This is a genomic window from Bacillus sp. FSL K6-2431, from assembly GCF_038005165.1.
In the GTDB taxonomy this organism is placed as follows: domain Bacteria; phylum Bacillota; class Bacilli; order Bacillales; family Bacillaceae; genus Bacillus; species Bacillus pumilus.
In genome coordinates, this window is the sequence record NZ_JBBOSQ010000001.1 from 2,845,316 (window position 1) to 2,861,798 (window position 16,483).

General features: G+C 42.9%; 22 protein-coding genes and 1 riboswitch. Of the genes, 18 read left to right on the forward strand and 4 right to left on the reverse strand.

The genetic code is table 11. The features are described 5' to 3' along the window. Nucleotides 1–31: 31 nt before the first annotated feature. A complete protein-coding gene (locus tag MHH40_RS14185) occupies nucleotides 32–877 on the reverse strand; it encodes an oxidoreductase (protein WP_050944095.1) in 846 nt (281 codons plus the stop codon). A 111-nt stretch (nucleotides 878–988) separates the two neighbouring features. On the opposite strand from MHH40_RS14185, the gene MHH40_RS14190 reads away from it, so the two are divergent. The 3 genes from MHH40_RS14190 to MHH40_RS14200 all read left to right on the forward strand — a co-directional run bounded on the left by MHH40_RS14190 (nucleotide 989) and on the right by MHH40_RS14200 (nucleotide 2,737). After that, entirely contained in the window at nucleotides 989–1,435 is a 447-nt protein-coding gene (locus MHH40_RS14190) for a YusW family protein (RefSeq protein ID WP_170965972.1), read from the forward strand. 148 nt (nucleotides 1,436–1,583) lie between these two features. Beyond that, a complete protein-coding gene (locus MHH40_RS14195; RefSeq protein ID WP_003213584.1) occupies nucleotides 1,584–2,414 on the forward strand; it encodes an ABC transporter ATP-binding protein in 831 nt (276 codons plus the stop codon). A gap of 71 nt (nucleotides 2,415–2,485) precedes the next feature. After that, nucleotides 2,486–2,737 (forward strand): YusU family protein, encoded by a 252-nt coding sequence (locus tag MHH40_RS14200; RefSeq protein WP_050944093.1) that lies wholly within the window; start codon nucleotides 2,486–2,488, stop codon nucleotides 2,735–2,737. A gap of 33 nt (nucleotides 2,738–2,770) precedes the next feature. On the opposite strand, the gene MHH40_RS14205 is transcribed toward MHH40_RS14200, so the two are convergent. The 3 genes from MHH40_RS14205 to MHH40_RS14215 are packed head-to-tail and all read right to left on the reverse strand — an operon-like array spanning nucleotide 2,771 to nucleotide 3,545. Beyond that, entirely contained in the window at nucleotides 2,771–3,118 is a 348-nt protein-coding gene (locus MHH40_RS14205; protein WP_050944092.1) for a spore coat protein, read from the reverse strand. Nucleotides 3,119–3,129: 11 nt separating this feature from the next. Then, nucleotides 3,130–3,363, reverse strand: a complete 234-nt coding sequence (locus tag MHH40_RS14210) for a hypothetical protein (RefSeq protein WP_223250686.1) — start codon at nucleotides 3,361–3,363, stop codon at nucleotides 3,130–3,132. A gap of 44 nt (nucleotides 3,364–3,407) precedes the next feature. Then, nucleotides 3,408–3,545, reverse strand: coding sequence for a YuzL family protein (locus MHH40_RS14215; protein WP_003212904.1), 138 nt, complete (start codon nucleotides 3,543–3,545; stop codon nucleotides 3,408–3,410). 199 nt (nucleotides 3,546–3,744) lie between these two features. Between MHH40_RS14215 and MHH40_RS14220 the strand changes: the two genes are divergently transcribed. The 15 genes from MHH40_RS14220 (at nucleotide 3,745) to sufC (ending at nucleotide 16,473) form a co-directional block, all read left to right on the forward strand. Beyond that, nucleotides 3,745–6,132 carry a 3-hydroxyacyl-CoA dehydrogenase/enoyl-CoA hydratase family protein gene (locus MHH40_RS14220; protein WP_050944091.1) on the forward strand — a complete coding sequence of 796 codons (2,388 nt, stop codon included), beginning with the start codon at nucleotides 3,745–3,747 and terminating at the stop codon, nucleotides 6,130–6,132. A 12-nt stretch (nucleotides 6,133–6,144) separates the two neighbouring features. Continuing rightward, nucleotides 6,145–7,320 carry an acetyl-CoA C-acetyltransferase gene (locus tag MHH40_RS14225; protein ID WP_050944090.1) on the forward strand — a complete coding sequence of 392 codons (1,176 nt, stop codon included), beginning with the start codon at nucleotides 6,145–6,147 and terminating at the stop codon, nucleotides 7,318–7,320. A gap of 14 nt (nucleotides 7,321–7,334) precedes the next feature. Then, nucleotides 7,335–9,116 carry an acyl-CoA dehydrogenase family protein gene (locus MHH40_RS14230; RefSeq protein ID WP_003213312.1) on the forward strand — a complete coding sequence of 594 codons (1,782 nt, stop codon included), beginning with the start codon at nucleotides 7,335–7,337 and terminating at the stop codon, nucleotides 9,114–9,116. 308 nt (nucleotides 9,117–9,424) lie between these two features. Beyond that, nucleotides 9,425–9,781 (forward strand): arsenate reductase family protein, encoded by a 357-nt coding sequence (locus MHH40_RS14235; protein ID WP_003213086.1) that lies wholly within the window; start codon nucleotides 9,425–9,427, stop codon nucleotides 9,779–9,781. A gap of 66 nt (nucleotides 9,782–9,847) precedes the next feature. Continuing rightward, a complete protein-coding gene (gcvH, locus tag MHH40_RS14240; RefSeq protein ID WP_003213614.1) occupies nucleotides 9,848–10,231 on the forward strand; it encodes a glycine cleavage system protein GcvH in 384 nt (127 codons plus the stop codon). A 44-nt stretch (nucleotides 10,232–10,275) separates the two neighbouring features. After that, nucleotides 10,276–10,512 carry a YusG family protein gene (locus MHH40_RS14245; RefSeq protein WP_003212882.1) on the forward strand — a complete coding sequence of 79 codons (237 nt, stop codon included), beginning with the start codon at nucleotides 10,276–10,278 and terminating at the stop codon, nucleotides 10,510–10,512. Between the two features lie 128 nt (nucleotides 10,513–10,640). Further along, nucleotides 10,641–10,985, forward strand: coding sequence for a toprim domain-containing protein (locus tag MHH40_RS14250; protein ID WP_003213068.1), 345 nt, complete (start codon nucleotides 10,641–10,643; stop codon nucleotides 10,983–10,985). Between the two features lie 12 nt (nucleotides 10,986–10,997). After that, nucleotides 10,998–11,300 carry a thioredoxin family protein gene (locus tag MHH40_RS14255; RefSeq protein ID WP_003213095.1) on the forward strand — a complete coding sequence of 101 codons (303 nt, stop codon included), beginning with the start codon at nucleotides 10,998–11,000 and terminating at the stop codon, nucleotides 11,298–11,300. Nucleotides 11,301–11,420: 120 nt separating this feature from the next. After that, nucleotides 11,421–11,762, forward strand: a complete 342-nt coding sequence (locus MHH40_RS14260) for an SCP2 sterol-binding domain-containing protein (RefSeq protein WP_003212918.1) — start codon at nucleotides 11,421–11,423, stop codon at nucleotides 11,760–11,762. A gap of 102 nt (nucleotides 11,763–11,864) precedes the next feature. After that, a riboswitch (SAM riboswitch) is annotated at nucleotides 11,865–11,973 on the forward strand. Nucleotides 11,974–12,127: 154 nt separating this feature from the next. Continuing rightward, the gene (locus MHH40_RS14265) at nucleotides 12,128–13,153 is read left to right on the forward strand and encodes a methionine ABC transporter ATP-binding protein (RefSeq protein WP_137054426.1); all 1,026 of its coding nucleotides are present in this window, start codon (nucleotides 12,128–12,130) and stop codon (nucleotides 13,151–13,153) included. Further along, nucleotides 13,146–13,814 carry a methionine ABC transporter permease gene (locus tag MHH40_RS14270; RefSeq protein ID WP_125586118.1) on the forward strand — a complete coding sequence of 223 codons (669 nt, stop codon included), beginning with the start codon at nucleotides 13,146–13,148 and terminating at the stop codon, nucleotides 13,812–13,814. The genes MHH40_RS14265 and MHH40_RS14270 overlap by 8 nt, the downstream gene beginning before the upstream one ends. 14 nt (nucleotides 13,815–13,828) lie before the next feature. Further along, a complete protein-coding gene (gene metQ, locus MHH40_RS14275) occupies nucleotides 13,829–14,650 on the forward strand; it encodes a methionine ABC transporter substrate-binding lipoprotein MetQ (RefSeq protein WP_003212678.1) in 822 nt (273 codons plus the stop codon). Between the two features lie 104 nt (nucleotides 14,651–14,754). Beyond that, nucleotides 14,755–15,123, forward strand: a complete 369-nt coding sequence (locus tag MHH40_RS14280) for a carboxymuconolactone decarboxylase family protein (RefSeq protein ID WP_003212803.1) — start codon at nucleotides 14,755–14,757, stop codon at nucleotides 15,121–15,123. Between the two features lie 215 nt (nucleotides 15,124–15,338). Further along, nucleotides 15,339–15,476, forward strand: a complete 138-nt coding sequence (locus tag MHH40_RS14285) for a hypothetical protein (RefSeq protein ID WP_340901245.1) — start codon at nucleotides 15,339–15,341, stop codon at nucleotides 15,474–15,476. 211 nt (nucleotides 15,477–15,687) lie between these two features. Next, nucleotides 15,688–16,473, forward strand: coding sequence for a Fe-S cluster assembly ATPase SufC (gene sufC / locus MHH40_RS14290; RefSeq protein WP_003213654.1), 786 nt, complete (start codon nucleotides 15,688–15,690; stop codon nucleotides 16,471–16,473). Nucleotides 16,474–16,483: the final 10 nt, after the last annotated feature.

Below are 16,483 nucleotides of genomic sequence, written 5' to 3' on the forward strand. Positions count from 1 at the left end.
GGACGTTAAAGGTCTACCTGTTTTTTTATGCTTATTTTTTTGAAGAGAGTGTACGTAATATGATCTTTTCCCACATGCTCCAAGGCAGGAGCTGCTTTGCTGTGAATGAAAGCCGCACTCCTTTCCCAATCGGATATCTCAGCTTTTTCAGCCGCTTCTTCTCGGCTAATCGAATCACAAGCTCTGCGACTTCACGCGGGTCCCCGTAGTTTGATTTCTGGGCATTGATATGAGCCATCATTTTTTGATAGAGGTGTATGTATTTTGATCCTTCTTCTGGCTGTAACATGTGCTCGTTCATAGACGTGTTCCAAATATTCGTTTGGAAAGAGCCTGGTTCGATCAAGGCTGCCTGTATACCGAACGATGCCAGTTCAATGCGCAAGCTCTCTGTGTAGCCCTCTAAAGCAAACTTGGAGGATACATAAGGAGAAAGTGCGGGCATTCCCATTAATCCGCTGATGCTGCTCATATTGAATATCTTTGCACCATTTGTCATCAGCGGAAGGACGGCTTGTGTCACTTCCATGACTCCGAAAACATTGACATCAAATTGCTGGCGGTACGTGTCAACAGGAACCTCTTCAGCAAAACCCGCATAGGCTGTTCCAGCATTGTTGACAAGCAAGGTAATGGGGGCGTAAGTATGCAACTTTTTCTGAAATGCTTGAATTGACTGCGTGTCTGTCACATCTAATGCTTCAATATGTATCGCTTCGGCTAACGAGGCTTGCTCGATTTCTTCAGCAAGCTTTTTCGCATTTGCTTCCTGCCTGACACCTGCAATCACTGTATAGCCTTGCTTGGCGAGCCCTATCGTGATGAGCTTGCCAAAGCCGCTATTGGCACCAGTTACAATGGCTGTCCTTTTCATCATCTCGTACCTCCTTTTTGTTTCAATTTACCATAGCCCGCTCTTTTATTGAATAACGAAAAGAAGGATGGAGAAGAATAAAAAGCGATGATAAGAAATAGGAGGAAGCGCATGATGTGTTGGAAGAAGGCGGGACAAATAGGAGTGCTGCTTTTTATGCTGTCTGGCTGCCAATCGATTGAGCCGCTCCAGCAAACAAAGGAAGCGGAAGCAGAGAGTCTCTCAGCGGTTCAAATGAAGGAACTTCCATTTGAGCATCTCCACCTGCATGTTCAATACGGGCAGAAAAGCGAATTATACGAAGCCACCTATCGTCAGGCGAAAGGAAAAGAAGAAGCACTGATTCGTGATCATATGAACGGTGTCCGCTATGAAGGTGAAGAAGCTTTACGCGAGATGAAGATGAAGCTAAATGATATGTCGATTCCTAGTGCGAAGATCAATGAAACGTATGTCAATGAGCTATTAGCTGCTTTTAATTTAGACGATGATTATCAGCGAATTCAGGTCGATATGAAGCTTGAAGATGGGACCAAACGTACATTCCAAAAGAAGAAGTAAAACGGAACTTTCTCATTTTTTAATTGAAAATGATTTTCAAAATCACTTAAATCTGATACACTAAATTGAGATAAGTGATCTTTTGCGTCTATATATAGACGATATTTCATATAAAAAATTTGCATGAGAAAAGGAGCGTTTGAGCGGAATGAGTGCCATTTCTACTGAAGGTTTAAGCTTAGGCTACGGAGAAACAATGATCATAGATGAACTAAATGTATCGATCCCTAAGGGTGAAATCACAGTATTTATTGGCAGCAATGGATGCGGTAAATCCACGCTACTTCGCTCTTTGGCCCGTCTCATGAAGCCAATGGGTGGGTCTGTCCTGCTTGAAGGTCATTCCATTGCCAAATTACCAACAAAGGAAGTAGCGAAACAGCTCGCTATTCTTCCGCAAGGACCAGAAGCGCCAGAAGGATTAACCGTGCATCAGCTAGTGAAGCAAGGCAGATATCCTTATCAAAATTGGCTGAAGCAGTGGTCAAAGCAAGACGAAGAAGCAGTGAATCGTGCACTGAAGTCAACAAAGATGGAAGACCTCGCTGATCGAACGGTCGATTCATTATCAGGTGGACAAAGGCAGCGTGCATGGATTGCGATGACGTTAGCGCAGGAGACGGATATCATTTTGTTAGATGAGCCGACGACGTATTTAGATATGACGCATCAAATTGAAATTCTCGACCTTCTGTTTGACTTAAATGAAAAAGAGCAGCGCACGATTGTCATGGTTCTTCATGACCTGAATCTCGCATGTAGATATGCTCATCACCTTGTAGCGATTAAAGACAAGACGATTTATGCAGAAGGAAGACCAGAAACGGTCATTAATTGTGATCTTGTGAAAAATGTTTTCGATATGAACTGCCAAGTGACAACAGATCCTTTATTCGGAACTCCATTATGTATTCCGCACGGCAGAGGACGCTGTATTGTGCAGCAAGCGCAAGCGGAGACATTTCTCGCTGCAAGATAATTGTATGTCAAAAGCCTGACATCTGTTACGTACAGAGTCAGGCTTTTTTCTGAAAAAGGAGCGGAAGATCAATGGGAAATGAACTAGATGAAAAGCTGGAAGGCTTGCTTGAGAAATATACTGAGCTACTGCTTGGCGAATCAACAGACGCACTGAAACAAGATGTGAAACAATGGGTGATCTACTCTCATATCGCAAAAAGCATGCCGCCTCTAGCAAAGCATTTTAATGAATCGTATCCAGAGGCTAAGGAAGAAATCAAAGAAACCATTCAGCGAATCAAACAAATGAACGAAGTTCATCGAGCGAATCAAGATCGTTAAAAAAACTGCCAGCTCCATACTGGCAGTTTTTCTTTATGACATCTGTGATGGTCCGTATGGAGATTGTTCTGTCAGTGTTTGCTGAAATTTCTGGTGCGCCTGCTGGAGCTTTTGCTGTTCAGCGGCTTCAACAGAATACCAGCCATATTGGAACATGACATCATATAAATGTCTTTGTGTTTTCTGAGTTTCTAGCGCAATTCGCTGAATATCCTGATAAAGAGATTCATGACTGAATTCATTGAGCGCTGTGTTGTATCCGCTTGTCATATATTTTTCAGTCGACAAGAGATCTGTGACAAAATCACGATCATTCATGTTTGTTGTCGTGGGAACCGGAGTTTGAGGATTCCCGATTTTTTGTTGGTTTTGTTGTTCCATGTTTTTTCCTCCTATTGCATAAAGCCAGTAGACTGGCCTTGCCCTGAGCTGCCTAAATGCTGAAGAATTTGTGTGTAATGCTGATGGTGCATTTGGCCCACTTGATTTAATTCTTGTTTCAATGTTTGATCCTGGCAATGCTCGGCCATAAAGTGAGCCTTTTTCATAGCGATCAAGTTCCAATTCAGCATATCCTCTAAGTACAAGGAATCCTTCACTGAAATGACTTGCGGGGGCATATTCATTTGCTGATTGTTCAAGGTGTGTTCCTCCTTACAATTTTGTTTCCTTACTGATTTTTTTTATATTGTTGATTTTGACTAGTCTTTTTGCCGCCTAGGTCTGCTTCCTGTGATGGACCTGCGTTTCCTTTTACACTTGCAGCACTTACGCCTGCTTTCGATGGGTTTTTCTTCAAACGAGACATGTGGACATCACCTCCATTCTTACAATGCCCTCTCATCTTTAATTCATACGCCGCAAAGTAAGGCACATGAGAATGTGTAAATTTTTGAAATCCGCTCTTGAACTGTTTCGGAAAATCTTTTAAGATAAAGAAAGAGGCATTGCTTTTTTTTGGACAAAAAATGAATGACTGTTCATTCAAAATGTTTAGGGGGATATTTATGGGCAAACATATTCGCAAGGCGGCTGTCATTGGTTCAGGTGTCATGGGCTCAGGCATTGCTGCGCATCTAGCCAATATCGGGATACCAGTAACATTGCTAGATATTGTGCCAAACGAACTGACAAAGGAAGAAACGGCAAAAAAGCGAACGCTTGATCACCCTAGTGTTCGGAATAGATTAAGTCAAGAAGCGATGAAAAAATTGTTAAAGCAAAAGCCAGCACCTCTTACTTCAGCAAAAAACCTATCATACATCACACCGGGAAATCTCACAGATCACCTTTCCTTATTACATGATGCTGACTGGATCATTGAAGTCGTCACTGAAAAGCTCAGCATCAAACAACATGTATTCTCTCTCATCGACGAACACCGCAAAGAAGGCAGTATCGTATCAAGTAACACATCTGGAATTTCGGTTGAAAAAATGGCAGAAGGCCGATCAGAGGATTTTAAACGCCACTTTTTAGGTACACATTTTTTTAACCCAGCTCGTTATTTAAAGCTTTTAGAAATCATTCCTATTCAAGAAACAGATCCAGAAGTACTCCAATTTATGAAAACGTTTGGCGAGGATGTACTTGGTAAAGGCGTCGTTGAAGCGAAAGATACGCCGAATTTTATTGCCAATCGTATTGGTACTTATGGACTCCTTGTGACAGTGCGTGAAATGCTTGAAAACAAATACACCATCGGAGAGGTGGATTCGGTCACAGGACCCCTCATTGGAAGACCGAAAAGTGCGACCTTCCGTACACTTGATGTCGTAGGGCTCGACACGTTTTTCCATGTAGCCCGCAACGTATATGACCAAGTAGAAGGAAAGGAAAAAGATATTTTCCAGCTGCCTGAGTTTATTGAAAGAATGCTTGAAAAGGGATGGATTGGCAGCAAGGCAGGGCAAGGATTTTATCAAAAAAATGGGAAGACCATTTTAGAACTTGACCCTGTGACGCTCACATACGGAGAACGAACGAAGCTGAAAGATCCAGGCATTGAGATGGCGAAGCAGCAAAAGGGAACGAAAGCGAAATTGAAAGCGCTTATTTATCAAGATGGTCGTGCAGGACAATTGCTCTGGAACATGACGGCACCTGTGCTCCTTTACTCAGCTCAGTTAACAGGCGAAATTGCGGATGATATTCAGTCCATCGATAACGCAATGAAGTGGGGATTTGGCTGGCAGCACGGTCCATTTGAGCTCTGGGATGCAATTGGTGTGAAAAAAGCAGTCGAGCGCATGGAAGCAGAAGGTCACAGCATCCCGCAGTGGGTGCAAGACATGCTGTCAGAAGGACACGACACATTCTATCAAGAAAATGCTGATGGAGAGCGTGCATTTTATCACAATGGGGCTTACGAACAGGAAAAAGGAAACGACAAGAATATTTCCTTAGCGAAATTGAAAAAGAAGAACGGCGTGATTTTTAAAAATGCTGGTGCGAGCTTGATTGATATCGGTGATGATGTCGCCTTGCTCGAATTTCACTCCAAAAGCAATGCCATTGGACTAGATGTCATTGACATGATCAATCGCGCTGTCGATGAGGTGGAACAAAATTATAGAGGGCTTGTCATCGGAAACCAAGGCAAGAACTTCTGTGTTGGTGCCAACCTTGCTCTCATTTTAATGGAGGCTCAGGACGATAATTTCTTTGAAATTGACTTTGTGATCCGCCGCTTCCAGCAGGCAATGATGAAGGTGAAATATAGCGACCGTCCAATCGTTGCTGCACCGTTTGGTATGACACTTGGAGGCGGAACAGAGGTTTGTCTGCCGGCAGCAGCTATTCAGGCGTCGAGTGAAGCATACATGGGTCTTGTCGAAGCGGGAGTTGGACTGATTCCAGGCGGCGGTGGAAACAAAGAATTATACCTTCGCCATCTGCAAGGATCAGCGAAGCCATCGCAGACCGCTATACAAGACGCCACGATGAAAACATTTGAAACAATTGCAATGGCGAAAGTATCCACTTCGGCAGAGGAAGCGCGGGATATGAACATGCTGCGCGCGAGTGACCGAATCAGTATGAACGGTGATCACCTGATCTATGATGCGAAACAACTTGTGCTCTCTCTTGATGAAGCAGGTTATCGTGCGCCTCTCAAGCAAAAGGTACCCGTCATGGGAGAAACAGGCTATGCAGCGATGATATTGGCGGCTGAAAATATGAGATTATCTGGATACATTTCAGAGCATGACATGACCATTGTTAAAAAATTAGCTCATGTTATTTCCGGCGGAAAACTGCCATTTGGAACAGAGGTAGAGGAGCAATACTTATTAGAGCTTGAAAGGGAAGCCTTTTTAAGTCTTGTAGGAGAAGTGAAATCACAAGCACGCATGCAGCACATGCTCGTCAAAGGAAAACCTTTACGTAACTAAGGGGGAGTCAAAATGAGAGAAGCAGTCATTGTCGCTGGCGCGAGAACACCAGTAGGGAAGGCGAAAAAAGGATCGTTAAAACATGTTCGGCCTGATGATATGGGCGCATTGTGTGTAAAAGAAACATTAAAGCGTGCCGGTGATTACGACGGACAGATAGATGATTTGATCATCGGATGTGCAACACCAGAAGCAGAGCAGGGGTTAAATGTGGCTCGGAATATTGGGGCGTTAGCAGGACTTCCGTATACAGTCCCTGCCATCACCATCAACCGCTACTGCTCATCTGGTCTTCAGTCAATCGCTTATGCAGGTGAGCGGATTATGCTCGGTCAGGCAGAAACGATCTTAGCTGGAGGAGTCGAATCGATGTCACAGGTGCCGATGATGGGTCATTCCATTCGTCCGAATGCTCAATTGGCAGAACAAGCGCCTGAATACTATATGAGCATGGGGCACACGGCAGAGCAGGTGGCGCAAAAGTATCAGGTCACACGTCAAGATCAGGACGCCTTTGCGGTAAGAAGTCATCAAAAGGCAGCCAAAGCATTACAGGAAGGAAAATTTTCAGATGAAATTGTCTCCGTTGATGTAACAGAGCGGCGGGTAGGAGAGCAATATCAATTAGAAGAACATCAATTCACGTTCTCACAGGATGAAGGCGTAAGAGCAGGGACAACGGAGGAGATTCTTTCCAATTTGCGTCCGGCTTTTTCAACAAAGGGCACGGTAACCGCAGGAAACTCTTCACAAACAAGTGACGGCGCTGCGTGTGTGATGATGATGGATCGTGAGAAAGCATCCTCACTTTCCCTTCAGCCGCTCGCCAAGTTCCGGGCGTTTGCTGTTGGCGGTGTACCACCTGAAGTGATGGGAATTGGTCCAATTGAAGCCATTCCGCGTGCGCTGAAAATCGCTGGACTTGAGCTGAAGGATATCGGGCTGTTTGAATTAAACGAAGCGTTTGCCTCTCAGGCCATTCAAGTTATTCGTCATTTAGGGATTGATGAAGAGAAAGTGAATGTCAATGGCGGGGCAATCGCGCTAGGACATCCGCTCGGCTGTACAGGAACGAAACTGACACTGTCACTCATTCATGAAATGAAGCGGCGAAACGAGCAATTTGGCATCGTCACAATGTGTATCGGCGGGGGCATGGGAGCAGCAGGAATTTTTGAATTGATCTAAAGGGGGAAAACAGAATGAAAGCAATGGAAGAGGTAAAAAAGGGTGGAAGCTTCTTAATTGATGAGACGAATTATGAGCATATCTTTACACCAGAGGATTTCTCTGATGAGCATCAAATGATTGGAAAGACAACAGAGGATTATATTTTACAAGACGTTGTTCCATATATAGATCAAATTGAAAACCATGAATTTGAGCATTCCGTCAGGCTTCTCAAAAAGGCTGGAGAGCTTGGGCTGCTAGGAGCTGACGTGCCTGAAGAATTCGGCGGGCTCGGATTAGATAAAATCAGTTCAGCCATTATTACCGAGAAATTTTCCAGAGCAGGGAGCTTCTCGCTTTCATATGGCGCCCATGTCGGCATTGGGTCTCTGCCAATCGTGCTGTTTGGAAATCAAGCGCAAAAGGAAACATATCTTCCTGGACTCGCTTCTGGAGAAACAATTGCAGCGTACGCCCTCACTGAGCCAGGATCAGGCTCTGACGCCCTTGGAGCAAAGACAACTGCGGTCTTAAATGAAGCCGGAACTCATTATGTGCTGAATGGGGAAAAACAGTGGATCACAAACTCCGCATTTGCCGACGTCTTTGTCGTATATGCGAAAATTGATGGTGAACACTTCTCTGCTTTTATCGTAGAAAAGGATTTTCCAGGTGTCAAAACGGGACCTGAAGAGAAAAAGATGGGCATAAAAGGTTCATCGACAAGAACGTTAATTCTCGAAGATGCTCAAGTGCCGAAGGAGAATTTACTAGGTGAGGCTGGCAGAGGTCATGTCATTGCCTTTAACATTTTGAATATCGGACGCTACAAGCTGGCTGTCGGAACAGTTGGTGCGTCAAAACGTGTCATTCAATTATCGGCAGAATATGCAAACCAACGTAAGCAATTCCAAACGCCAATTTCTCGATTTAGCTTAATTGGTGAAAAAGTAGCCAACATGTCGGCAAAGCTCTATGCGATGGAAAGTGCTGTTTACCGCACAGTCGGATTATTTGAACAGCGCATGGGTCTATTAAGTGAAGAAGAGCAAAAGGATGGCAAACAAATTGCCCAGTCCATTGCAGAATATGCGATTGAATGCTCTCTTTGTAAAGTGCTTGGCTCTGAAACTTTAGACTATATAGCGGATGAGGGCGTGCAGATTCACGGCGGATATGGATTCATGCAAGAATACGAGGTCGAAAGAGCCTATCGTGACTCGCGGATTAACCGTATTTTTGAAGGGACTAACGAAATCAACCGTCTGCTTGTACCAGGCACATTCTTGAAGAAAGCGATGAAGGGAGAGCTTCCGCTGCTTCAAAAGGCGCAAACCTTACAGGAAGAGCTCATGATGATGATGCCGGAAGAGCCAGGTGATCAGCCGCTCGATCAAGAAAAATACTTGCTCGCCCATGCGAAAAAGATCGCCTTAATGGTATCTGGAATGGCGGCGATGAAGTATGGAAAAGCATTAGACAAAGAGCAAGAGATTCTTGTGAACATAGCGGATATCGTCAATGAAATTTTTGCTGCTGAATCGGCGATTCTGCGTACTGAAAAGGCAATCGCTGCATCAGGGCTAGATAAGAATACTCAAAAGCTTGCTTACACACAAATTTTCACGCAGGAAGCCTTCTTAAAAATTGAAGCTCATGCAAAAGAATCCTTGATCGCGATGGAAGAAGGAGATGCACTCCGCATGAGTCTGTCAGCTCTTCGCAAACTGACAAGATTCACCCCGATCAATGTCATCGCCAAAAAGCGCGAAGTGGCGAAACGAATCTTTGAAGCAGAGAAATATATCGTATAAGACGGCTGAAAAGGTGCGGGTATCACTCCGCACCTCAGCGTGTAGACAAACCCTCGCATTCGTTGTCAGGTCTGCGCTCCGGTGCTCACGAATGTCAAATTCGCTCCGCTCCGATGCTCGTCCTTCCTAGACTTCAAAGGTTTTCTATCACGCTGAAAAGAAGACAAAGGGCTAAAATAAAAACCATTTTAGCCCTTTGTCAACAATCTGAGGTGCGGGTATCACTCCGCACCTTTTTTAAGCATACATTTAGGTTTTTAAAATATTTTGTGATAAAATGTTCTCACTACTTGCAGGAGGTGAAAATAGTGGCTTTAGATTTTTATGAATACCCATCTTGCGGTACATGCCGAAAAGCAAAAAAATGGCTGGAAGAACACAATAAAGATATCAACAGCATACATATCGTCGAAGAGACGCCTGATAAAGAAACATTAAAAGCGCTTTACGAAAAAAGTGGCTTAGAGCTGAAGAAGTTCTTTAATACAAGCGGACAGAAATACCGAGAGCTACAGCTGAAAGATCAACTTCCTGCAATGTCAGAAGGCGAGCAGCTAGAATTACTCGCATCTAACGGAATGCTGATCAAGCGCCCGATTACAACAGACGGTAAACGAGTCACAGTTGGATTTAATGAAGATACATTTAAAAGCGTCTGGAAATGATGTAACTTTCATTCAGATTGTGGTATCTTCAATATAGATTGAAAGAAAAGACTGGAGGGGTATTGAATGAGCACACCAAAAGATTTACGTTATTCAGAAGAACATGAATGGGTCAAAGTAGAAGGAGATAAGGTGCGTATCGGTATTACGCATTTTGCTCAATCTGAGCTAGGCGATATCGTGTTCGTTGAGCTTCCTGAAGTAGGAGACAAAATTACAGCGGACGAGCCTTTCGGAAGTGTAGAATCTGTGAAAACAGTTTCTGAGCTTTACGCACCGATCAACGGTACAATCGTCGAAGTGAACGATGAGCTGGATGACAGCCCTGAATTCGTCAACGACTCTCCATACGAAAAAGCATGGATGATCGTGGTAGAGCCAGCTGATACATCTGAAATTGAGAACTTGATGACTGCTGAGCAATATGAAGAAATGACAAAAGAAGACTAATTCACGTGAAATTGGACACTCTACCTTTATGGGGGGTGTCCAATTTGTCTTTTCAAAAAGAACATGTGGATATAACAGATCATGTCACTGGACGATTCAAAGAAAGCGGCATGGTGCTGTATCATCAAAATGAAGAGATTGGCACGATGATTAGTGAAAACCAATATGAGTTAAAATCAGGTTATTCCTATGAGCAAAATCGTTTTTATCGTCTGACGGATACATTGACCCACGGAACAGAAAAATATGTAGACTGTGATGATGAAAATGGCTGGTGCTAATCACAGATGAGGCTGCAGTGAGCATAAGCTGCAGTCTTTTTAGTGCAAGCGCCCAATCTTTACAACCTGAATGAAAAATTGTAATCTAAGGGAGAAGTGAACAACGTCAAAAGGGCCGGGTGATCGTGATGAATGTAGAGGTAGAAAAGGTCATCATTGTAGAAGGTAAAACAGACAAACAAAAGCTAAAAGAAGTCATAAGTGAACCTGTTACCATCATTTGCACCAATGGCACGATCAGTACATCGAAGCTGGATCAGCTCGTAGACGAATTATTGGGGAAAGACGTTTACATATTAGCAGACAGTGACGATGCAGGCGACAAACTGCGGAAGCAATTTCGAAAAGAATTCCCTGAAGCATTTCATCTTTTTGTCGACAGAACGTACCGCGAAGTGGCCGCTTCACCGTCAGCCCACATTGCATCTATCCTATTAGCTGCAAACATTGATGTTCATTCGAAATATTTATGAGGGTGGACGTATATGAAAGAGATTGAAGAACACGAATTCAAGGAGATAAAGGACGATTTATTTCTTTTATACTTATATACACCGTTTTGCGGAACATGTCAGCTGGCAAAGAAAATGCTGGCTGTCGTAGACACCATGCAGCCGGATGTACCTTTTTATGAAAATAACTTAAACTACTCACCAGGCTTTGCGAAGGCTTTTGAGATCGAAAGCGTTCCTTGCTTTCTACTGTTTAAAAAAGGTGAGCTGGTGCAAAAAGGCTATGCCTTTCACTCCGTACCATATCTTCATGAAATGATTGAAACCGCTAAATAAAGCGGTTTTTTGTCATATTTCAAGCAATTCATCTGAAAATTTGTCGAGTTATTTATAAAGGACAAGCGAATGTTTGTAGAGAAATGTTATGTATAACCAAATGACAGGGAGGTTATACATGTGGAAAAAGTGAAAACCCATGGAAACACAGGGCAGCGATTATTGCTGAAACCGCTGCTCTCATCATCATCCTTGAAGATTACATTTGAGGCGGAAACTGACTCTTGTACATTGATTGTGGATGAGCGTGGTGAAGTGAAGAAACTACCTGCAATTGAGTTATCGGATCTCATCTTTTATGGTGAGAGAAAAGAAATACTTCAATTATTAGATGGAGATATGTCCTTACAGCAGTTAATTAGCAGGGGACAAGTGAAAGTAAAAGGGTCATTCCGTGCGCTCCTAAGACTAGAGGCGGTACTTTGGCTGACGAACGGTTTTTTTCGAAAAATGATAACTTAGTCGTTTACTTGGAAATTAGCGATTTACAGCGTTGACATATCTCGGGTAGCATGATATTCTACGTTAGTAAAAACATGAACATCACATAAAACAACATATTTTCTCTTATTAAGAGAGGTGGAGGGACGTGCCCTATGAAACCCGGCAACCGTCAGCATAGCTGAAATTGGTGCCAATTCACTCAAAGCCGCAATGCTTTGAAAGATGAGAGAAAGGCGTATTGAACATAAAAGGCCTTTCTGCTTGCATTGCAGTTAGGTCTTTTTTACTGACCTCACGTCAGGCACGAGGCATGGCAGCAGGAAGAATAAATAACGTATGTGATGGCAACCTATAGATTCAGCAAGAAAGCAGGTGAACAGACTGTGATCCATTTACAGAATGTATCAAAAACGTACCACTCAAAAAGCGGAAATGTTGATGCCGTGAAAGACGTCAACTTGGATATCGATAAAGGTGAAATATTCGGAATTATCGGGTATAGCGGTGCCGGAAAAAGCTCGCTTATTCGCCTATTAAACGGTCTGGAGCTGCCAACAGCAGGAATTGTTGAAGTGGCAGGCAACCGGATCAATGAAGTATCGAATGCGAAACTTCGGAAAGCAAGACAAGAAATCAGCATGATTTTCCAGCACTTTAACCTACTTTGGTCAAGAACAGTGAGACAAAATATTATGTTCCCGCTTGAGATCGCAGGTGTACCTACATCGAAACGGAGAGAGCGTGCGAATGAACTGATTAAATTAGTCGGTTTAGAAGGAAAAGAAAATGCGTATCCGTCTCAGCTTAGCGGCGGACAAAAGCAGCGTGTGGGGATTGCGAGAGCATTAGCAAATGATCCAAAGGTTCTTCTTTGTGACGAAGCGACGTCAGCGCTTGATCCGCAAACAACGGATTCTATCCTTGATCTTTTAGCGGATATCAATAAACGTTTAGGGCTGACAATTGTGCTCATCACACACGAAATGCACGTCATTCGCAAAATTTGTCATCGCGTCGCGGTCATGGAAAATGGACGCATTGTCGAAGAAGGCGAAGTATTACGCGTCTTCAGACAGCCGAAGGAAGAGATGACGAAGCGATTTGTACAGCAGCTTGCTGAACCAGAGGAAGCGAAAGAAACAATCGAGCACGTCTTAGAGCGTGTAAAAGAAGGTCAGGTCGTACGGTTGTCCTTTATTGGCGATTCTGCCGAGCAGCCGCTCATCACTGAAATCGTTCGATCCTTCAATGTCGATGTAAACATCCTTCAAGGAAAGATTTCTCAAACGCAGGAAGGCGCGTTTGGAACACTCTTTATCCATATAAATGGAGAAGAGACCGAGGTAGAAAAAGCCATCGCCTATATCCAAAGCAAACAGGTTGAAATTGAGGTGATGACACATGTTTGAGAAATGGTTTCCGAACGTTGATCTAGACGTCATCTGGAGTGCAACAGGTGAAACAGTGTATATGACACTCATTTCATTGGCATTTGCTTTTGCAATCGGGATTATCCTAGGACTCCTGCTTTTCCTTACAGGAAAAGGCGGTCTTTGGGAAAATAAACCGATCAATGCTGTCATCGGTGCAGTCGTCAACATTTTCAGATCGATTCCTTTTATCATTTTAATCATTCTATTATTAGGGTTTACAAAATTAATTATGGGCACAATTCTAGGTCCAAATGCAGCACTCCCTGCCCTTGTCATTGGGTCAGCTCCATTCTATGCACGTCTTGTTGAAATTGCACTGCGTGAGGTAGACAAAGGAGTCATTGAAGCAGCACGGTCAATGGGAGCGAAAACGTCGACCATCATTTTCAAAGTATTGCTGCCAGAATCATTGCCAGCCCTCATTTCAGGTATTACCGTAACAGCGATTGCTTTAATTGGCTCAACTGCGATTGCAGGTGCAATTGGAGCAGGCGGACTTGGTGACCTTGCTTATGTGGAAGGATACCAATCTGGTAATACAGATGTTACACTTGTTGCCACTGTGTTTATTCTCATCATCGTCTTTATTATTCAAATAATCGGTGATTTGATTACAAATAAAATTGATAAACGTTAAGGGAGGATTTATTCATGAAGAAATTGATTTTAAGTGCACTATTTCTAGCATTTGCAGGCATCTTAGCTGCATGCGGTTCATCTAATAACGCAAGTGATAGCAAAACCATTACGGTTGCCGCTTCAAAAACACCCCATGCCGAGATTCTTGAAGAAGCAAAACCACTTCTAAAAGAAAAAGGCTACGATCTAAAAGTGAAAGTACTTAGTGATTATAAAATGTACAACAAAGCGTTAGCTGAAAAAGAAGTGGATGCAAACTTTTTCCAACATATCCCTTACTTAAATGAAGAAAATAAATCAAACAAAGATTACAACCTAGTTAGTGCTGGTGCGGTTCACCTTGAGCCTTTCGGTATCTACTCTAAGAAATACAAATCAGTAAAAGATATTCCAAACGGCGGGACGATCATCATGACAAACAACGTAGCTGAACAAGGCCGTATGCTTGCACTATTGCAAAATGCTGGTGTCATTAAGATTGATCCTAAAGTTGATACAATCAACGCAACAGTAAAGAACATCAAAGAAAACCCGAAGAACCTAAAGTTCAAAAAAATCGCTCCTGAACTAACAGCGAAAGCTTATGAAAACAGTGAAGGCGATGCTGTGTTTATTAACGTCAACTATGCGATTCAAAATAAATTGAATCCGAAAAAAGATTCAATTGAACTTGAGCAAACAAAGAACAACCCATATGCAAACATCGTGGCGGTTCGCAAAGGTGAAGAAAAATCAGATAAGATCAAGACATTAATGGAAGTTCTTCACTCTGATAAAATCAAAGAATTCATCGACAAAAAATATGACGGTGCTGTACTACCGGTATCTGAATAACAATGTGTTAACCTCGCTTTCATCAAAGCGAGGTTTTTTTGTGTATTTTTTCAAATCTCGCTCATAATAAAAATGTACAAATGACCTGAAGGGATGGAATGAAGATGAATGAACAGCATATGAGCGGATCCATGCAGCAATCACTGACTGATTATAAAACCGCAATGGGTGAATTTCAGAAGAAAATGCCGGTGTTTGGGAAGAAATTCAATGAATTCACGGAGCAGTGCTTTCAGAGCGATTCATTAACGCAAAAGGAAAAACAAATGATTGCCCTTGGCATCAGTATTCATGCACAGGATGAATACTGCATGATTTATCATACAAAGGGAGCGCTCGACCAAGGCGCGACAGAAGAGAATTTGCTAGAGGTCGTCAGTGTGGCGGCAGCGTTCGGCGGCGGTGCTGCACTAAGTCAAGGCATCACAGTTGTTCAGCAATGTATTGACGAATTTGGAGGACAGACGCATTAAGGGAAGGATAAGATGGCATTTATCCATATCAGGGAGTTGAGTCCTTCTCAGCCGATTGTGTGAGAAAATATGCCAGCATAGCGCGTCATATCCCTTTTGAGTGAAGCCACATGTCTTTGATACAATGAAGCTACACTCAAAGAAGGGAATGGTTTATTATTTGTTCGGACCATAGTACACTGGGATTGGATTATACCGCCGAGATGGAAAAGGCCATGCATAAGGCTCATGGCATGAGCTATCCAGAGTACGAAAGAGACCATGACTTACGGATGAAAGTGGAATATAAACGAGAGCAGTCCTATCGAGATGAGAAAAGACAGCTCGCAAAAATGAATATACGAGGCTATTAAATAGCTAAGGGGCGGGGAGAACAGATTCCCGTCCTTTCTTTATGAAAACAGTCTTTTCGACATAAATCCTTTTATCTACCGGCTTTTTTTGTTAGAATTTTGAGAGCATCCTCTCACGCATATCGTGAATGTGTTGTATTCAGTTTTAATTTGTTATAAAATTAGAATGAGAATAAATTGAGAATAATGATTATTTTGGAGGTATCGATATATGACTGCTTCGACATTAACAATTAAGGACTTGCACGTTGAGATTGAAGGGAAAGAAATCTTAAAGGGTGTAAACCTCGAGATAAAAGGTGGAGAATTCCACGCAGTAATGGGACCAAACGGTACAGGTAAATCAACTTTATCTGCTGCCATTATGGGTCACCCTAAATATGAAGTAACAAAAGGTAGCATTTTGCTTGATGGCGAAGATGTACTTGAAATGGAAGTAGATGAGCGCGCTCAAGCAGGTCTTTTCCTTGCGATGCAATACCCATCTGAAATTAGTGGTGTGACAAATGCGGACTTCCTTCGTTCTGCTATTAACGCTCGCAGAGAAGAAGGCGATGAAATCTCTCTAATGAAATTCATCCGCAAAATGGACGAAAACATGGAGTTCCTTGAAATGGACCCAGACATGGCGCAACGCTACCTAAACGAAGGTTTCTCAGGCGGAGAGAAAAAACGCAATGAAATTCTTCAATTAATGATGATTGAACCTAAAATTGCGATCCTTGATGAAATCGATTCTGGTCTTGATATCGATGCGTTGAAAGTGGTTTCTAAAGGAATTAACAGAATGCGCGGCGAAAGCTTCGGCTGCTTAATGATCACTCACTATCAGCGTCTACTGAACTACATCACACCAGATCACGTTCATGTCATGATGCAAGGACGTATCGTGAAATCTGGCGGACCAGAGCTTGCACAACGTCTAGAAGCAGAAGGCTATGACTGGATTAAAAAAGAGTTAGGAATTGAAGACGAAACTGTTGGTCAAGAAGCGTAAGCGTTAGGAG